At 71.4% G+C, this 16,234-nt stretch carries 16 protein-coding genes; 6 read left to right on the plus strand and 10 right to left on the minus strand.

What is annotated here, in order from left to right:
• Positions 1-6: 6 nt before the first annotated feature.
• From AB0D29_RS17995 to AB0D29_RS18030, 8 genes are all read right to left on the minus strand, one after another.
• On the minus strand, positions 7-2,286 hold the full coding sequence (locus AB0D29_RS17995; protein ID WP_362855239.1) for a hypothetical protein: 2,280 nt from the start codon (positions 2,284-2,286) through the stop codon (positions 7-9).
• A complete protein-coding gene (locus AB0D29_RS18000) occupies positions 2,283-2,675 on the minus strand; it encodes a hypothetical protein (protein ID WP_362855241.1) in 393 nt (130 codons plus the stop codon). The genes AB0D29_RS17995 and AB0D29_RS18000 overlap by 4 nt, the downstream gene beginning before the upstream one ends.
• Before the next feature lie 38 nt (positions 2,676-2,713).
• Positions 2,714-3,913: an alginate lyase family protein gene (locus tag AB0D29_RS18005; protein WP_362855243.1), complete on the minus strand. Its 1,200-nt coding sequence runs from the start codon at positions 3,911-3,913 to the stop codon at positions 2,714-2,716.
• Between the two features lie 135 nt (positions 3,914-4,048).
• On the minus strand, positions 4,049-4,648 hold the full coding sequence (locus tag AB0D29_RS18010) for a transglutaminase family protein (protein WP_362855244.1): 600 nt from the start codon (positions 4,646-4,648) through the stop codon (positions 4,049-4,051).
• Positions 4,649-4,744: 96 nt separating this feature from the next.
• The gene (locus AB0D29_RS18015) at positions 4,745-5,821 is read right to left on the minus strand and encodes a low specificity L-threonine aldolase (RefSeq protein ID WP_351584386.1); all 1,077 of its coding nucleotides are present in this window, start codon (positions 5,819-5,821) and stop codon (positions 4,745-4,747) included.
• Positions 5,818-6,579, minus strand: coding sequence for an SDR family oxidoreductase (locus AB0D29_RS18020; RefSeq protein WP_362855245.1), 762 nt, complete (start codon positions 6,577-6,579; stop codon positions 5,818-5,820). The genes AB0D29_RS18015 and AB0D29_RS18020 overlap by 4 nt, the downstream gene beginning before the upstream one ends.
• A gap of 26 nt (positions 6,580-6,605) precedes the next feature.
• Positions 6,606-8,012, minus strand: coding sequence for a DUF6421 family protein (locus AB0D29_RS18025; protein WP_362855247.1), 1,407 nt, complete (start codon positions 8,010-8,012; stop codon positions 6,606-6,608).
• 236 nt (positions 8,013-8,248) lie between these two features.
• Positions 8,249-9,370, minus strand: a complete 1,122-nt coding sequence (locus AB0D29_RS18030; RefSeq protein WP_362855248.1) for an LLM class flavin-dependent oxidoreductase — start codon at positions 9,368-9,370, stop codon at positions 8,249-8,251.
• Between the two features lie 49 nt (positions 9,371-9,419).
• Between AB0D29_RS18030 and AB0D29_RS18035 the strand changes: the two genes are divergently transcribed.
• Positions 9,420-10,043 (plus strand): PadR family transcriptional regulator, encoded by a 624-nt coding sequence (locus tag AB0D29_RS18035; RefSeq protein WP_362855250.1) that lies wholly within the window; start codon positions 9,420-9,422, stop codon positions 10,041-10,043.
• 190 nt (positions 10,044-10,233) lie between these two features.
• Complete coding sequence (locus AB0D29_RS18040; RefSeq protein ID WP_362855252.1) at positions 10,234-10,923, plus strand: glycerophosphodiester phosphodiesterase family protein; 690 nt, start codon at positions 10,234-10,236, stop codon at positions 10,921-10,923.
• 23 nt (positions 10,924-10,946) lie between these two features.
• On the opposite strand, the gene AB0D29_RS18045 is transcribed toward AB0D29_RS18040, so the two are convergent.
• On the minus strand, positions 10,947-11,486 hold the full coding sequence (locus AB0D29_RS18045) for a GNAT family N-acetyltransferase (RefSeq protein ID WP_362855254.1): 540 nt from the start codon (positions 11,484-11,486) through the stop codon (positions 10,947-10,949).
• A 131-nt stretch (positions 11,487-11,617) separates the two neighbouring features.
• Here AB0D29_RS18045 and AB0D29_RS18050 point away from each other — a divergent pair, with 131 nt between their 5' ends.
• The 4 genes from AB0D29_RS18050 (at position 11,618) to AB0D29_RS18065 (ending at position 14,696) form a co-directional block, all read left to right on the plus strand.
• Positions 11,618-12,175, plus strand: a complete 558-nt coding sequence (locus AB0D29_RS18050) for a DUF5134 domain-containing protein (RefSeq protein ID WP_362855255.1) — start codon at positions 11,618-11,620, stop codon at positions 12,173-12,175.
• A gap of 79 nt (positions 12,176-12,254) precedes the next feature.
• Positions 12,255-13,190, plus strand: a complete 936-nt coding sequence (locus AB0D29_RS18055; RefSeq protein ID WP_362855257.1) for a M56 family metallopeptidase — start codon at positions 12,255-12,257, stop codon at positions 13,188-13,190.
• Positions 13,191-13,280: 90 nt separating this feature from the next.
• On the plus strand, positions 13,281-13,964 hold the full coding sequence (locus AB0D29_RS18060; protein WP_362855258.1) for a phosphatase PAP2 family protein: 684 nt from the start codon (positions 13,281-13,283) through the stop codon (positions 13,962-13,964).
• 102 nt (positions 13,965-14,066) lie between these two features.
• Positions 14,067-14,696 (plus strand): helix-turn-helix domain-containing protein, encoded by a 630-nt coding sequence (locus tag AB0D29_RS18065; protein WP_362855259.1) that lies wholly within the window; start codon positions 14,067-14,069, stop codon positions 14,694-14,696.
• An 11-nt stretch (positions 14,697-14,707) separates the two neighbouring features.
• On the opposite strand, the gene AB0D29_RS18070 is transcribed toward AB0D29_RS18065, so the two are convergent.
• Positions 14,708-16,192, minus strand: a complete 1,485-nt coding sequence (locus AB0D29_RS18070) for a hypothetical protein (RefSeq protein WP_362855261.1) — start codon at positions 16,190-16,192, stop codon at positions 14,708-14,710.
• Positions 16,193-16,234 lie beyond the last annotated feature (42 nt).

Genomic DNA, 16,234 nt, shown 5'->3' on the forward strand with positions numbered 1-16,234 from the left:
GTCCCGTCAGCCCAGATCCTCCAGCTGCCGCTCCACCCTGGCCAGTACCCCGGCGAAGCGCCCGGGATCGGCTTCGGCCAGCCTGCGCAGGACTCCGACGCGTTCCCGCGTGGCGTTGGACGCCTCCCGCCGTCGGCCCACGAGGGCGAGCTGGCGGGTGAGCACGCCGAGCAGCTGTTCCAAGTACTGGGCGTAGAAGGCGAAGTCCCCGGCGGCCTGCGTCCGGCGGATGGCGGTCGCTTCCCTCAGCGGTGCCAGCGACTCCTCGTGCCGCCCCAGCCTGTGCAGCGCCGTGCCCAGGTTGTGCAGGGCGCCGGCCAGCTCCACGTCGCGCGGGACCGAGTCGCCGTGGACGAGTGCGCGGCAGGCCTCGACCGCCTCCTGCGCCACTTCGAGGCGCTCCGCGGGACCGAGGAGCACCCGGCCCGCGAGATTGGCCAGGACGTAGGTCAGCCGCCGCTGGAACCTGCCGTAGGTCTCCGGCTGGTCCTTGTGGCGTGCTGCCAGCTCCTGGTACAGCGCGGCAGCCTGGCGGGTGCACTCCAGGGCCCGCACGTGGTCACCCTTGAACTCGTACATGATCCCGGCCCAGTCCAGACAGGCGGCCAGTCGTTCCGCGTAGGGGTCACCCTGCACGGCCAGTTCCTCGAGGAGCCTGATGGACGTCTCGATCCGGGTGACGGCCGCCGCGTACGCACCGATCGTGTAGAGGCGGTGGGCGAGATCGCTGTGGATCTCCGCCAGGGCTGCCGCGTCCCCGCCCGCACGCCGTAATCGGAACGGGGTGACGTACCGGGCGATCTCCGCGGCGCCGGCATCGAGTTCCGGGTTCCGGAACGGCAGGCCCGCTTCGATCGCGTCCAGGAGCTCCGGCGGCAGGGACCGGATCCGTACGAGCGCGGAGAGCGCGGCGGATCCGGCCCGGTGCACCAGCGTGGGCCGGGCGGCGAGCAGCGGTACGAGCTGTCTCTCGGCGACGTGGTCCCAGCGCTGGGCCGTCTCGATCAGGGTGATCAGCGCGCGCCTGGGCCAGGACAGGCCCTCGGCCGGCTCGTCGGCGAAGGCGAACAGCCGCTGGGGGGCCTGCGTGGTCCATGCCGTGCTCAGCACGGATCGCATCGGGCCGTTCGGCAGCATCAGGGCGATGAAGTCCTCGCCCAGCCGGTCCGGGTACAGCGGTTCCAGTACGGTGTCCTGCTCGCGTGCCGGGTAGGCGACGCCGTGGTCGTCGAGGGCCAGGCCCGGATCGCCGGGGTTGACGTCGAGGCGCGCGAGGACCTCGTGCGCCTGCGGCCACGGCAGGGCCCCGGTGAGCGTGGCGGCGTACACGGTCCGGGCGAACGTGGCGGGTGGGATGGACGCCTGGCCGGCGGCCCGCAGCTGCTCCCAGTACGTCTGCTCGCGCAGGAGCAGGTACGTGGAGATCTCGGCCGGGCTGCGCGGTGGATCCTGGCCCCGGCGCACGGCGTCCACCTCGGCCAGCGCCGCCATGTGCACCGCCAGTACGGTGGCGAACCCGTCGCCGCTCAGCTCGGGCGGCGTGCGGGGCGGGGCCGTGACGCCCAGCGCCGCGCCGAAGTGGTCGCGGGCCGCCGCGAACAGGGTGGCGCGGTCGATCTCCTCGGTCAGGGCGGGCAGTTCGCGTTCCTCGACCAGCGCGCCGAGATCCCACAGGTGCTTGGACGGCGTGCTCCACCAGCCGGTGGCCGCACGGGCGATGAACAGCATCCGCAGCGCGGGGTCACCCTGCCCCGTGCAGTCGGTCGTGAAGTCGGTCAGGTCCCGGGCGGGCCAGCGATCGGCGTAGTCGACGATCAGCAGGAGCCCTTCGGAACCGCCGTCGGCCTCCGGCAGGGGCGAGTGGGTGGGCGAGCGGGTCATGCGCTCACTCCCGTGCCGCACCTGGAATACGGTCCAGCCCGCGTCCTCGGACTCCCGCGCGAACTCCTCGGCCACGCGTGACTTTCCCTGACCGCCCGGCCCGTGGAGCAGCAGCGCCGAGGAGGCGGCCTTGGCGCCGCGCCACTCCCGCAGGTCCCCGAGCAGTGCGGCCCGACCCACGAACTCCGGCTGTGGGTACCGGGGGTTGAGCAGCTGGCTCGGATGCTCGCGCACCTTCTCCCGGTCGATGTCGAGGGGGGCACGGGTGGCGGGCCCCAGGTGGTAGAGGGGCGGCTGGTCGAAGTTCTGCACGACGGAGCTGCCGACCCGCTCGACGACCGTCATGTTGCCGTGCACCGTGACCTGCTGCCCCGGCCGGGCGAGCCAGCCGCGCCGGGGGGTCACCGCTCCTCGATCACTGACTCGCCCGCGCCGTCGACCTGGACGTGGTTCCCCTCGATGTGGGAGCCGGGCGCCGGCGGGGGAACCGGGGCGGTCCGCCGGTTCCGGCCCAGTCGCCTCAGCGTCACCCGCGAAAGGCCCCGTACCCGGCGGACCGAGATCTTCGACCCGCCGACGTATTCGGAACCGGGCGCGGGCGGCGCGGTGGTGCGGTGCGCCATGACCAGGGAGAACACCTGGCCGGCCAGTCCGAGCAGGGTGACGGGCAGGCCGATGCTGCTCGCCAGTTTGTCCGCCTGGTCGAGCCCGACCGTGACGAAGTACGCGATGAGGCCCGCAGCGGTGAGCACCCAGACCGCACCGCAGATCCAGGCCAGTCTCTGCCAAGTCATACGGTCAGCATGCGTCACCGCCCGGTGGCGAAACCCGGTCAGTTGGGGTTTTCGGCGTGGGTCAGGGTCTCCCAGGCCTCGAAGTGGTTCTCGGTGCCCGCGGGTCGCCGTCCCTCGGTGAGCCTGCGGGTGTTCTCCATGGTGACGCCGAGCCGGGTGTGCAGGGCGTTGTAGCCGACCTCGGTGGCCGGGCCGAGGCCCTTGGTCAGGCTGCCGCCGCAGAGCCAGGAGGGCACCGCCGCGCCGAGTTCGTAGGCGGCGTGGAAGCCCAGCGCGTGCCGGAACCGGTCCTTGAACTGCGGGTAGAGGTCGCGGCCCTGGATCCGTGAGGTCTCGGCGACGTGCATGGCGGCGGCGATCCCCATGCCGGTGTGGCCGAAGTCGCGGCAGGTCTCCTGCGCGAGGCCGTCCACGAAGGTGCTCTGGCCGTGCCAGTAGTCGATCAGCTCGGCGCGGGTGTCCACGGTCGAGCGCGGCGGGTACGCGGGCTGGGCGCCGTCGGAGGCGAGGTAGAAGTAGGCGGGGACGCGGCCGAGGTAGATGCCCATCGCCTTGTCGTAGCTCGCGCGGTCGTCGAGGTGGACGGCGATCCCGACGGCCGCGTCCATCATGATCAGTTCCCAGTTGCCGTTGCTGTTCGGCCGCCCGTTGATCACCTCGGGCAGGTAGACGTCCCGCAGCATGGTGGCGAAGCGCCCCTGGTTCGGCCATCCGCCCGTGTACGTGTGCTTGATGATCTCGGCGGCGCGCGGCCAGGTCGAGCCGGCCCAGCCGCTCTGCAGCGGTGCGTTGCTGTTGGTGTGGTCCTTGATCTTCGCGGACCAGGCGTCCATCAACTCGATGGACTTGCGGGCGTACTTGGCGTCCCGGGTCACGTACCAGGCGAGGGCGTGGCTGTACGCGGCGATGGCGTCCTCGCGCTCGTCGGAGCAGCCGATGTCCGGGTTCGAGTACGAGCCGCACTCGACGACCTCGCGCGGCTTGGGCGTGCGCGACAGCGAGCCGTACTTACTCGCCAGCATCTGCTCGTAGGCGGCCTTCCACGGCTGCCGGCCGGCTTGCACCTGCGTGCGTACGAAGTCCAGTTGGGCGCGGCTGTTGAGGACTCCGGGGTGGGCGAACTGCGCGGGTGCGGCCGCGGTTCGGGGTGTTCCGGCGACTGCGGCGGGGGCGGGAGCGAGGGTTGCGGCCAGGCCGAGGGCAAGGGCGGCCAGCCCGGCGGGAACTCCGTATCGCATGAAGCGCCTTCCGGTCGGAGGTGGGGGATCCGGGATTCCGGGGGTCTCCGTGGGGGGATTCCGCAACCGAATCTACTCATGCCCATGCCAACCTGACAACGATGTCAGACAGGAAACTTTCCTATTGACCGCACGTCAAAGGGTCGTCGGCAGCTTCGTCCACAACTCCGGCCGATCGGCGGACCCCTGAAGGGCGCCCAGCGCGGCCGGGTGCGGGGCGGCGTACAGCTCGGGGTAGTCGATCTCGCCGAGCTCCGGCCGCACGGGGAAGGCCAGCCGCTCATCCTCGAGGCTGAACTGCGCGTCCACGCCGGGCTTGTTGCCGCGCGGGTCCAGCCGGGACCACCGGGCGCCGCCCGGCAGGCGGACGGCCACCAGGCCGTGGACGACCGGGTGCGATCCGTCGTCGTCGGTCAGCCGCTGGTAGCAGAGGGCCGCCGGGATGCCCTGCGCGCGCAGCAGGGCCGCGAGGGCATGGGACTTGGCGAAGCAGATGCCGTTGCGCGTGGCGAGGACGTCGGAGGCGCGCCAGGCGACCCGCACGTCCCCGGAATCGGCCGAGTGGGGGATCTCGTCGCGGACGAACTCGAAGGCCGCCTTGGCGTATGAATATGCGTTGCCCGTGGTGGACCAGAGGGCTTCGGAGATCTCCTGCACGAGGGGATCCCAATGGTCGACCGCTTCGTCGGACGCCAAATAGGCATGAATGTCAGGATTCTGCTGGATCAGCTGCATGCCCCGGAGCATAGACAGACCCCCGACCGTGGATCAATAGATTTACGGTCGAGGGTATATCTATGCGATTTTTGCTGTCGTCACACCGGCTCGGTGCTAGCGGGCCATCTCTTCCTTCAGGGCCTGCAGGAAGCCGTCCACGTCCTCTTCCTGGGTGTCGAAACCGCACATCCAGCGGACGTCGCCCGCGGCCTCGTCCCAGAAGTAGAAGCGGTAACGCTTCTGCAGTCGCCGCGACACCTCGTGCGGCAGCCGCGCGAACACCGCGTTCGCCTGGACCGGGTAGAGGATCTCCACCCCGTCCGTCTCGCGCACGCCGGCGGCCAGCCGCTGCGCCATCGCATTGGCGTGCCGGGCGTTGCGCAGCCACAGGTCCTTGGCGAGCAGCGCCTCCAGCTGCACCGACACGAACCGCATCTTGGACGCGAGCTGCATCGACATCTTGCGGATGTGCTTCATCTGCCGGACCGCGTCCGGGTTGAGCACGACCACGGCCTCGCCGAACATCATGCCGTTCTTGGTGCCGCCGTACGACAGCACGTCCACGCCGACGGTGTTCGTGAACGTGCGCATCGGCACGTCCAGCGAGGCCGCGGCGTTGGCTATCCGGGCACCGTCGAGGTGCACCTTCATGCCCAGGCCGTGCGCGTGCTCGCAGATGGCACGGATCTCGTCCGGCGTGTAGACCGTGCCGAGCTCGGTGTTCTGCGTGATGGAGACGACCTGCGGCATCGCCCGGTGCTCGTCCTCGAAGCCCCAGGCCTCCTGGTCGATCAGCTCGGGGGTGAGCTTGCCGTCCGGAGTGGGGACGGCGAGCAGCTTGATGCCCGCCATCCGCTCCGGCGCGCCGCCCTCGTCCACGTTGATGTGGGCGGTCTTGGCGCAGATCACGGCGCCCCACCGGTCCGTCATGGCCTGCAGGGCGACGACGTTGGCACCCGTGCCGTTGAAGACCGGGAAGGCCTCCGCGTACGGACCGAAGTGGCTGCGGAAGATCTTCTGCAGGTGTTCGGTGTACTCGTCCTCGCCGTACGAGACCTGGTGGCCGCCGTTCGCCAGGGCGACGGCGGCGAGCACCTCGGGGTGCACGCCCGCGTAGTTGTCGCTCGCGAAACCGCGCACCGCCGGATCGTGGTGGCGCCGGGCGTCGGTCTTGCCGGCATCGGTTCTCACGGTTGCGGAGTGAGCCACAGACGCTGTCCGTTCACATCGGTGGCGGGTCGCTCCCAGACGCCGGCGATGGCCTCGGCCAGCTCCTTCACGTCGGTGAAACCCGCGAACTTCGCATTGGGACGCTCGGCGCGCATCGCGTCGTGCACCAGTGCCTTGATGACCAGGATCGCAGCTGCCGCACCCGGGCCCTCGTCACCCCCCACCTTGCGGAAGGAGTCCGCCATGGCCAGGGTCCATGCTTCAGCCGCCGCCTTGCCCGCGTTGTACGCGGCGTTGTTGGCGACCGGCTTGTGCGCGCCGGACTGGCTGACCAGGACGTAGCGGCCGCGGTCGCTGCGCAGCAGTCCGTCGTGGAAGGCCAGCGAGGTGTGCTGGACGGTGCGGATGAGGAGCTTCTCCAGGAAGTCCCAGTCCGCGAGGTCCACGTCGGTGAAGGTCTTGCTGCCGCGCCAGCCGCCGACGAGGTGGACCAGGCCGTCGATCCGGCCGAACTCCTTCTCGGTCTGCTCGGCCCAGGCCTTGGTGGCGGCCAGGTCGAGCAGGTCCACGGTGTCACCGGTGATGGTGGCGCCGCCGTGGGCGTAGCGTGCCGCGTCCACGGCCTCCGCGAGCCGCGCCGGGTTGGCGTCGGACGCGACGACCACGGCACCCGCCTCGGCGAGGCGGAGCAGGGTGGCGCGGCCGGCGGGCCCGCCGGCCCCGGCCACCGCCACCACCGCGCCGTGCAGCTTTCCGTTGCCGTTCCCGGAGCCGTTCATCCGTGCAGCCTCCTGTGGGCGAGCGCTCACGCGGCGACTCGCTCGGCGTTCTCTGAGTTCAGAGCCGTGATGCCCTTGGTCGAGGCGATGGTGCCCTTGAGCTTCTTGGCGAGCGCCTCAAAGAACATGCTGAGCGGAAACTCGTCCGGAAGCACGTCGTCCACGAGCTTGCGCGGCGGCTGCGTCATGTCGAGCGCGTCGGGACCCTTGGCCCACTTGGAGCCCGGGTGCGGGGCGAGGTACGTCGAGACCAGCTCGTAGGCCTTGAACCAGTGCACCAGCTTCGGGCGGTCGATGCCGGCCCGGTAGAGGTCCTCGATCTCGGCGCACAGCTGGTTGGTGACCTGCGGGGCACGCATCCAGTCGATCTTCAGCTTGTTGTCCGTCCAGCGCACGACGTCGTGCTTGTGGAGGTACGCGAAGAGCAGCTGGCCGCCGAGGCCGTCGTAGTTGCGGGTGCGGTCGCCGGAGACCGGGAAGCGGAACATCCGGTCGAAGAGGACGGCGTACTGCACGTCACGGCCGTGCTCGTTGCCCTCGGACTCCAGCTTCACGGCCTCCTTGAAGGCGGTGAGGTCGCAGCGCAGCTCCTCCAGGCCGTACATCCAGAACGGCTGGCGCTGCTTGATCATGAAGGGGTCGAACGGCAGGTCGCCGTGGCTGTGGGTGCGGTCGTGGACCATGTCCCACAGGACGAAGGCCTTCTCGCAGCGCTCCTGGTCGGTGACCATGGCGGCGATGTCGGCGGGCAGCTCGACGCCGAGGATGTCGACCGCGGCCGAGGTGACCTTGCGGAAGCGCGCGGCCTCGCGGTCACAGAAGATGCCGCCCCAGGTGAAGCGCTCGGGGGCCTCGCGCACGGCGATGGTCTCCGGGAAGAGCACGGCGGAGTGGGTGTCGTAGCCCGCGGTGAAGTCCTCGAAGGTGATGCCGAGGAAGAGCGGGTTGTCGTACCGGGTGCGCTCCAGCTCGGCGAGCCACTCGGGCCACACCATCTTCAGCGCGACGGCCTCCAGATTGCGGTCCGGGTTGCCGTTCTGCGTGTACATCGGGAAGACGACGAGGTGCTGGAGCCCGTCGGCGCGCTCGGCGGCCGGGTGGAAGGCCAGCAGCGAGTCGAGGAAGTCCGGCACCTGGAAGTCGGCGGCGGCCCACTTGCGCAGGTCGGCGATGAGCGCCTCGTGGTACGCGGTGGCGTGCGGGAGGAGCGGGGAGAGCGTCTCGACGGCGCGGATCACACGGCCGACCGCGGCCTCGGCGGTGTGCCGGGCGGGCGCACCCTCGGCCTCGAAGTCGATGGACCCGTCCTTGGCCTGCCACGGGCGGATCTCCTCCACGGCGGCCTTGAGCTCGGGCCACGCCGGGTGGTCGACCACCCGCGTCTCGGCGGTTATCACGGCCCCGCCGGTACCCGGCACAAGAGTTTCCGTCATGTCACTTCCTCCACAGGAGAACCTCACGTCAAGGCAGCGTATGCGCGCGAGGCTCTTCCGTTCAAGAGGTAGTTCGGGAAATTATCCTGCGATACCCCCCGCTTCACCGGAAGTCTTCCCGTTCGTCAGCCTGGAATTCTCCACTCCGCCCAGTCGCGCCAACGATTTCCGGCCCATCGACCGCCCTCCGGCGCGGCAGCGGCCGGCGGGGCCGGGGCGCACCATGGAGGGGGACGTCACACGCCCCGGAAGTGTGGAATGACCTTCTCCCCCCACTGCCGCAGGGTCTCCAGGCAGGCCTCCTGCTCCACCGTGCCCATCTGGATCAGGCACATGATCTCGTCGGCGCCGGCCTCCCTGAGCCGTTCCACGTACGCGATGGCGTCGTCGGCACTGCCGTAGGCGTGATCGGCGTTGAAGGTGGCGGTCGAGGTCGGCCGGACCGGGATCTCCAGCTCGTGCAGCCGGGCCACCACCTGCTCTGCGGCCCTGCGCATCTCCTCGGCCTCGTCGGCGCCCGCGACCACGGCCTCGTCCGGGACGCCCGCCCCGCCGTACCAGTGGCCGATGGACTGGGCGAAGAAGCGCTGGCCGCGGACGCCGATCCGGCGCGCCTCCTCCCTGTCGTCGAGCACGATGGTCGGGCAGAGCACGGAGAAGTGGTCGTTGACCACGGTGGACACGAACCGGCTGCCGTCCCGGCCGGCGATCGCGGCGTCGTAGTCGGAGCGCATCCGCGCGATGGACTCCGGTCCGGCGAAGCCCATCACCAGCGCCCCGATCCCCAGCTCGGCCGCCTGGACCAGCGTCTCGCCGCGGCTGCACGCCAGGAACAGCGGCGGATGCGGGGTCTGCGCCGGCCGCGGCAGGATCGGGTGCGGGTCGATGTCGATCAGCTCGCCGTGGTACTCCAGCTCCTCCTCCTGCCAGGCCCTGCCGATGATCCGCAGGGCCTCCTCCACCTCCGCCGCGGTGCGGTCACGGTCCACTCCGCACAGCGAGGTCTCCTGCTCGGTGCCGCCGCGCCCGGCTCCGAGGTCGAGCCGCCCTCCCGAGAGCAGGTCGAGCATGGCGGCCCGCTCGGCGACCCGCACCGGGTGGTTGAAGTTGAAGGGCATGCACACGACGCCGTGCCCGATGCGTATGGTGCTGGTCTTGGCGGCGATCCAGCTGAGAAAGACCTCTGGAGCGCTCATGTGTGCGTACCACTTCAGGGAGTGGTGCTCGACCGCCCAGATCCGGTCGAAGCCCATGCGTTCGGCCAGCACGGCCTGCTCGACGCAGTCGCGGATGACCTGGTGCTCCCGCTCGACGGTCGGATCGGCCAGCTGAGCCTCGAAGATCACGGAGAATTTCACGGTGCCCCCAGGGTTGCGTCGCGTACCCGGTCTCACTTCAATCAGTAATATGACTAGTAGTCATGAAGCGAAGAAGCAAGAGCTTCCGCCGACCGCGTGGGCCGTGCTCGGCCTGCTCTCCTTCCCCGGGGAGCGGACCGGCTACGAGCTGAAGAAGTGGGCGGACTCCTCCCTGCGCTTCTTCTACTGGTCGCCGGCCATCAGCCAGATCTACGCGGAGCTGCGCCGTCTGGAGGAACTGGGCTACGCGGCCTCCGCGCGCTCGGGCCCCGAGGAGGCGCGGGCCAAGCGGCGGTACGCCATCACGGCCGCGGGCCGCGAGGCACTGGCGGGCTGGGCCGCCGACACCGCCGAGGCGGGACCGCCGGTCCTCAAGCACGGGCTGCTGCTGCGGATCTGGCTCGGTCACCTGGCCGAGCCGGAGCGGCTGCGCGCGATGGTCGGCGAGCACGTGGAGCGCACCCGGGACGAGCTGGCCGCCGTACGGGAGGCCATGGAGCAGGCGAGCGGCGTACCGGAATGGGCCTTCCCCGCCCTCGCGCTGCGCTGGAGCGAACGGCAGCACCTGGCCGAACTGGAGCTGGCCGAGGCCCTGCTCGACGACCTGGCAGGGCTCCCGGAGGCCGACGCCGCAGGTCGTCAAGGTGACGGGGACGCGCCCACGCCCGGGTGACGCGACGGGCCCGGCGCCGGCCGCCGGGGGGCGCACAACCCTGGCGGGAAGCGGCCTGAACGCTCTTTCGGGGCCGTGCACGCACGGTCCCTTCGCACCCTCGGCGCACTAGCATGCGACCTCATCGCGCGCGGCCGGTAGGGACACCGCGACCGCGCGGGGAGCCGCCGTCGACGGAAGCGAGAGAACCTTGACTTTCCTCACCATCGGTCACCGCGGGGTCATGGGTGTCGAACCGGAGAACACCTTGCGGTCGTTCGTTCGAGCGGAACGTTCCGGCATGGACGTCATCGCCCTGGATCTCCGGCTGAGCAAGGACGGCGCCCTCGTCGCCGTGCACGACCCCGACGTGGACCGGACCACCGACGGCTCGGGGGCCGTCGCCGATCTGACCCTGGCCGAGCTGCGCGAACTGGACGCCGGTCAGGGCGAGCGCGTGCCGGTCCTCGAGGAGGTCCTGGACGCGGTCCGGGTGCCGCTCCAGGTGTCCGTACGGGACCGGGCCACGGCCGGTGTGCTGGCGGAGCTGGTCCTGCGCCGCGACCTGACCGGCCGGGTGGAGGTGGCCTCCGCCGACGAGGCGGTGCTCGCCGAGGTGGCCCGGCTGGTGCCCGGCGTACGGACCACCCTGTACGCGGCCCCCGGCGGCGGCACCGGCGCCATCGTGGACCGGGCGCTGGCCGTGGGCGCCGCGACCATCGCCGCGGACATCCACCTGCTGTCCCTGGAGACGGTCCAGTCGGCGCACGCGGCCGGGCTGCGGGTGACCGCCCTGTCGGTCAACACCCTGGACCAGCTGCGGCTGGCGCGGGCCCTCGGGCTGAACGGCGCGGCCACGGACCTCCCGGAGATCCGCAGCACGGGCCGGTTCACCGCCTGAGGTTCAGCCGCCCCGACGGGGGGTCAGAGCGGCTTGACGAGCAGTTCGAAGGCGAGGTCGTCGCGGAGCGGGACGCCGAAGCGCTCGTCACCGTAGGGGAAGGGGCTCAGCTCGCCGGTGCGCAGGTAGCCGCGGCGCACGTAGTAGGCGATGAGCTCCTCCCGTACGTTCACCACCGTCATCCGCATCTCCTTCGCACCCCACGTCTCGCGGGCGCGGCGCTCGGCCTCGGCCAGGATCTCCTTGCCGAGACCGGCGCCCTGGAGCCCGGGGCGGACCGCGAACATGCCGAAGTAGGCGTGGTCCCCGCGGTGTTCGAGCTGACAGCAGGCGACGAGCTCGCCCGCGCGCTCGACGACGAGCAGGACGCTGTCGGGGCTTTCGACGACGGCGCGGACCCCGTCCGGGTCCGTGCGCTGGCCGTCCAGGTAGTCCGCCTCGGTGGTCCAGCCGGCCCGGCTGGCATCCCCGCGGTACGCGGACTCGACGAGCACCACCAGTTCCGGTATGTCCGCCTCCACGGCGCTGCGGAAACTGAGGGCGGCAGACTGGGCGGTCGACATCGGGCGCTCCGTTCGATGCGGTGGCATATGACATGCCTGGTGCGGCAGGGAGAGCGTAACCCGGGTCCGCGTGAGCGCCGTGTGAGAGGGGCATCTCTCCCCGTGACGCCGACGAACCGGGAGGTTCCGCCGTGCACGGTTCCGCCACCTCCGTTTCCGACTCCGTGTCCGTTTCCGTGTCCGCCTGGCTGCTCGTCCTGTTGTGCGCGGTGAGCGGGGCGTACTGCCTCCGGCGGGTGCGCGCGTCGGGCGGCGCGGCCGCCGCGGAGGCGGTGATGGGGTTCGGCATGGCGCTGATGGCGGTGCCCCTCGCGCGGGGCGACGGCTGGCGGGCTCCCGTCCTGGCGGTGGTGTTCTGCGGCGCGGCCCTGCACGCCCTGTGGCTGCTGCGGGGCGGCGCGCACCACACGCACCACCTGGTGGGCTCCCTGACGATGGTCTACATGACCCTGACGGCGGGCTCCGGGGGCGGCCACGAGCACGGGCAGGGCGCCGGGCTGCCGCTGCTGACCGGGGCGCTCCTCCTCTACTACTCCGGGTACGTGGTGCTCGGCGGCACCCGGCTGGTCACCGCGGGCGGACCCGCCGGGCAGCAGGCCGCCGTGGGCGGGGGCGGACCGGGCGAGCTGATCCGCGCCTGCCGACTGGCCATGGGCATCGGCATGTTGGCCATGCTGCTGACGATGTGAGGGCTCGCGGACGTGTCCTGCGTCACCAATGCGCCGAGGCCGTACCGGCAGGTAGTCCCGCGCTCATAGGCTGGCGGACATGATGGTCCCCGCCGCTCTCCTGATGCTCGGCGCCCTGACCGCGGTGCTCGCCCCCCGTCTGCTGGCCCGGGCCCGATGGCCCGAGCGAGAACCCGTCGTGGCGCTGTGGGCGTGGCAGTGCGTGGTCGGTGCGGTGCTGCTGTGCTTCGGACTGTCGATGCTGCTGAGCGCCGCGGCCGCCTGGCAGGCGGTCCGGGGCCGGCTCTTCGCCGCCGCCCCGCACGGGGTGGTCGACGCCTACGCGCTGGGCGCGTCCGGCGGGCCCTGGGCCGCCGCCACCGCGCTCGCGCTGGCGGGCGGCGGGCTGTGGACCGGGGCGATGCTGACCGGTGAGGTGCTGGGGGCGCGGGCCCGGCGGCGCGCGCAGGGCAGCGAACTGCTCGTGCGGGCTCCGCTGCTGCCCGGGGAGGACCCCTCGGGTGCGCGGCTCGTCGTCCTGGAGGGCCCGCGGCCCGACGCCTGGTGGCTGCCGGGAGCGGCCCCGCAGCTGGTGGTCACCACGGCGGCGCTGGGGCGGCTGAAGGGCAGCCAGCTGGACGCCGTCATGGCGCACGAGCAAGGGCATGCGGCGGCCCGGCACGACTGGCTGCTGCACTGTTCGCGGGCGTTGGCCCGGGGCTTCCCGCAGGTGCCGGTCTTCGCGGCCTTCGAGGCGGAGATGCACCGGCTCGTGGAGATGGCCGCCGACGACGTGGCCTCGCGGCGGTTCGGCCGGCTGACGATCGCGCTGGCGCTCGTCGGACTCAACGAGGACCGGGGGGTGTTCGGGGCCTCCGCCCAGCAGGCGCACGTCCCGCAGCGGGTGCGGCGGCTGCTCGCGGCCGCGCCCCGGCTGTCGGCTGGCCGCCGGCTGCGCCTGACGGCGCTGGCCACGCTGGTCCCGGCGATCCCGCTGCTCGTGGCCTTCGTGCCGGGCCTGAGCGCACTGGCCTAGTGCTCCCGCGTAGTCCGCCCCCGAAGTGCGCCTGCGCAGTCCGCCCGTGCCGCGGCCCGGCGATCCGTGTGCCGGTGCGAGGATCCACTCATGCGGAACAACCCCCTTCGGTGGGCGGGCATCCTCGCCGTGCTCCTCGCGTCGATTCTGACGGCGCTGGTCGCGGCGCGGTGGCGGCCGCTGCTCTCCTTCGACGTCCGGGCCGCCGGTGACCTGCACGCGCACGCCGTCGCCCACCCCGGGGTCACGCAGGCCATGCGGGTGCTCTCCGACTGGGTGTGGGACCCCTGGACCATGCGGGCGCTGGCCGCCGTCGCCTGTGTCCTGCTGTGGTGGCGCGGCGACCGGGAGCGGGCCCTTCGGGTGGCGCTGGCCGCCGTGGTGGCCACGGCGGTGCAGCAGGGGCTGAAGGCGCTGGTGGGCCGGGAGCGTCCGGTGTGGCCCGATCCGGTGGACTCGGCTCAGTACGCGGCCTACCCGTCGGGGCACGCCATGACGGCGACGGTGGTGTGCGGGATGCTCCTGTGGCTGCTCCCCCGGCCGGGCTCCGGCCCGCTCCCCCCGCCTCCCGCCCGTACGCTCCCGGCGTGGGCGCCGGCCGCCGCCTGGGCGGTGGCCGCGGTCTCGGTGCTCGGGGTCGGCTTCACCCGTGTCTACCTCGGGGTGCACTGGACGTCCGACGTACTGGCCGGGTGGCTGCTGGGCGTGGCCGTCGTGGCCCTCGCGACGGCCGGATACGGCCGTCGGCGCGGATCCGGCCCGGTGGACCGGTGAAGGGGCGGGGTACCTGCTCTGGGCGATCCCCCGTTTCACCCAGAGCAGGCGACCCCGTGCGCTGAGTATATTGGCTCTGAGCCAGTCAACGCAGGAGTAAGCATGGTCCCGCGCAGCGCATCGGTCAATGAAGAATTGCGCAGACGTTCCCGGGAGCGGCTGCTCCAGTCCACGGTCGAGCTCGTCGCCGAGCGCGGCTACGAGGCCACGACCCTCGGCGACATCGCCGACCGGGCGGGCGCCGCCCGCGGCCTGGTCTCGTACTACTTCCCGGGCAAACGGCAGTTGCTGCAGTCCGCGGTGCACCGGCTGATGCACCTCACGCTGCACGCGGCGCTGGAGCGGGAGCCCCGTACCGATGACGGGCGGGAGCGGCTGGCGCGCGCCATCGACGCGATCCTCGGGCTCGCCCGCGACGAGCCGCTGCTGATGCGGACCCACATGGCGGGCATCCTCGCGGCCGAGGGCTTCGTGCAGTGTCCGGAGCAGCAGCGGCTGGCGGAGCTGCTGCGGGACACCGTCGCCCGTTACGGCTCGGCGGACGTGGACGCGGACTATCCGCTGTTGCGGGCGCTGCTGATGGGGGCGGTGGTGGCGGTCCTGCTGCCGGGCGCGCCGATGCCGCAGGCCCGGCTGCGGGCCGAGCTCTTCCAGCGCTACGGGCTGGACTGGGAGCTCGGCGTTCCGCCGGACGGCGGGCCGCCCGGCGGAACGTTTCCCTCACACCCCTAGGGACCAGGGCGTCAGTGGTACTCGGGCTGGCTCTGCACGTTGAGCCGGTCCATCCACACCCACTTGGCGCTGTCGGTGCGCCAGTCGTCGAGCCGCAGCACGTCGAGGCCCTTGGCGATGTCGTTCGAGTAGATGTGTCCGTTGTAGTAGTACGCCGACCAGGACCCGCCCAGTCCCAGCTGGTCCGTCGTCAGCGGCCCGCGCTCGAAGTACGCGATCTCCCTGGGCTTGGCGGAGTCGGTGAACTCCCATACGGACACGCCGCCCTGGTACCAGGCCTGCACCATGATGTCGCGGCCGCCGCCGACCGGGACCAGCGAGCCGTTGTGGGCCACGCAGTTCTCGGTGTCGGCCTGGTGGCGCGGGATCTTGAAGTAGCTGCGGAAGACGAGCTTGCGCTGGTCACCGCGGCCGGTGATGTCGTAGACCCCGTCGGCGCCCCGGTCGGGGCCGGTGGCCTCGTTGCAGGTGGCCCCGGAGCCGCCGCCGAGCTCGTCGGTGAACACCACCTTGTTCGCCCGCTCGTTGAAGGTGGCCGAGTGCCAGAACGCGAAGTTCACGTTGTCCTGGACCCGGTCGATGACCTTCGGCTGCTCGGGCTTGCTGATGTCGAAGAGGATGCCGTCGCCCATGCAGGCGCCGGCGGCGAGCTTCTTCGACGGCAGCACGGTGATGTCGTGGCAGCCGGTGGTCTTGGAGACGCCGGGGTTGGTGGGCCCGCCGGGGTTGCCGCCGTCCGGGAAGAGGATCGGGAAGGCGACGACCGCGGCCTTCGTCGGCGCCTTCTTCGGGACCTTCACCACGGAGATGCCGTCGTGCGGCGGCTTGCAGTCGGGGAAGGCCTCGTTCGGGGAGTACGAGGCGACGTAGAGGTAGATGTCCTTGTCACCCGGCACCAGGGTGTGGGTGTGGGAACCGCAGGCGGTCTCGACGGACTTGATGTACTTGGGGTTCTTCTTGTCCTTGATGTCGAAGATCTTGATGCCCTCCCACGAGGACTTCTCCGTCGCGGGCTGCGAGACGCTGTTGCAGGAGTCGTCGCTGCGCGAGGAGTCGGTGGAGAGGAAGAGCAGGTCCCCGTGGACGGAGACGTCGTTCTGGCCGCCGGGGCAGAGCACCTGGGAGACGGTCTTCGGTGCCTTCGGATTGGCGATGTCGTAGATCGTGAAGCCGCTGTAGCTGCCCGCGTAGGCGTACCGGCCCTGGAAGGCCAGGTCGGAGTTGATGTTCGCGGGATCGGCGCTGGGGATGTTGGCCAGGTGCTTGATGTTGCGGCTGTGCACGATCTCGTCCTGACCGGGGATGTCGCCCGGAGCCAGTTCCCCGCCTCCGACGGAGTTCGCGCTCTGCCGGCCGCCGCTGCCGGGCGCCAAGTCACCCGGGTCGGGGGTGGCCGACGCCGGTCCGGCCGCCAGGAGCGTGGTGAGGAGCCCGGCCGCCGCGACGGCCACCCCCACCCTCCTGTTCCGCACTCTCCTTGCGTGTAGCGAGGTCACTGTGCCCTCCGATGGGAGCCAGATCGGTTCCGCTCACGGGGG

It is taken from the genome of Streptomyces sp. NPDC048424, assembly GCF_040651555.1.
GTDB lineage: Bacteria > Actinomycetota > Actinomycetes > Streptomycetales > Streptomycetaceae > Streptomyces.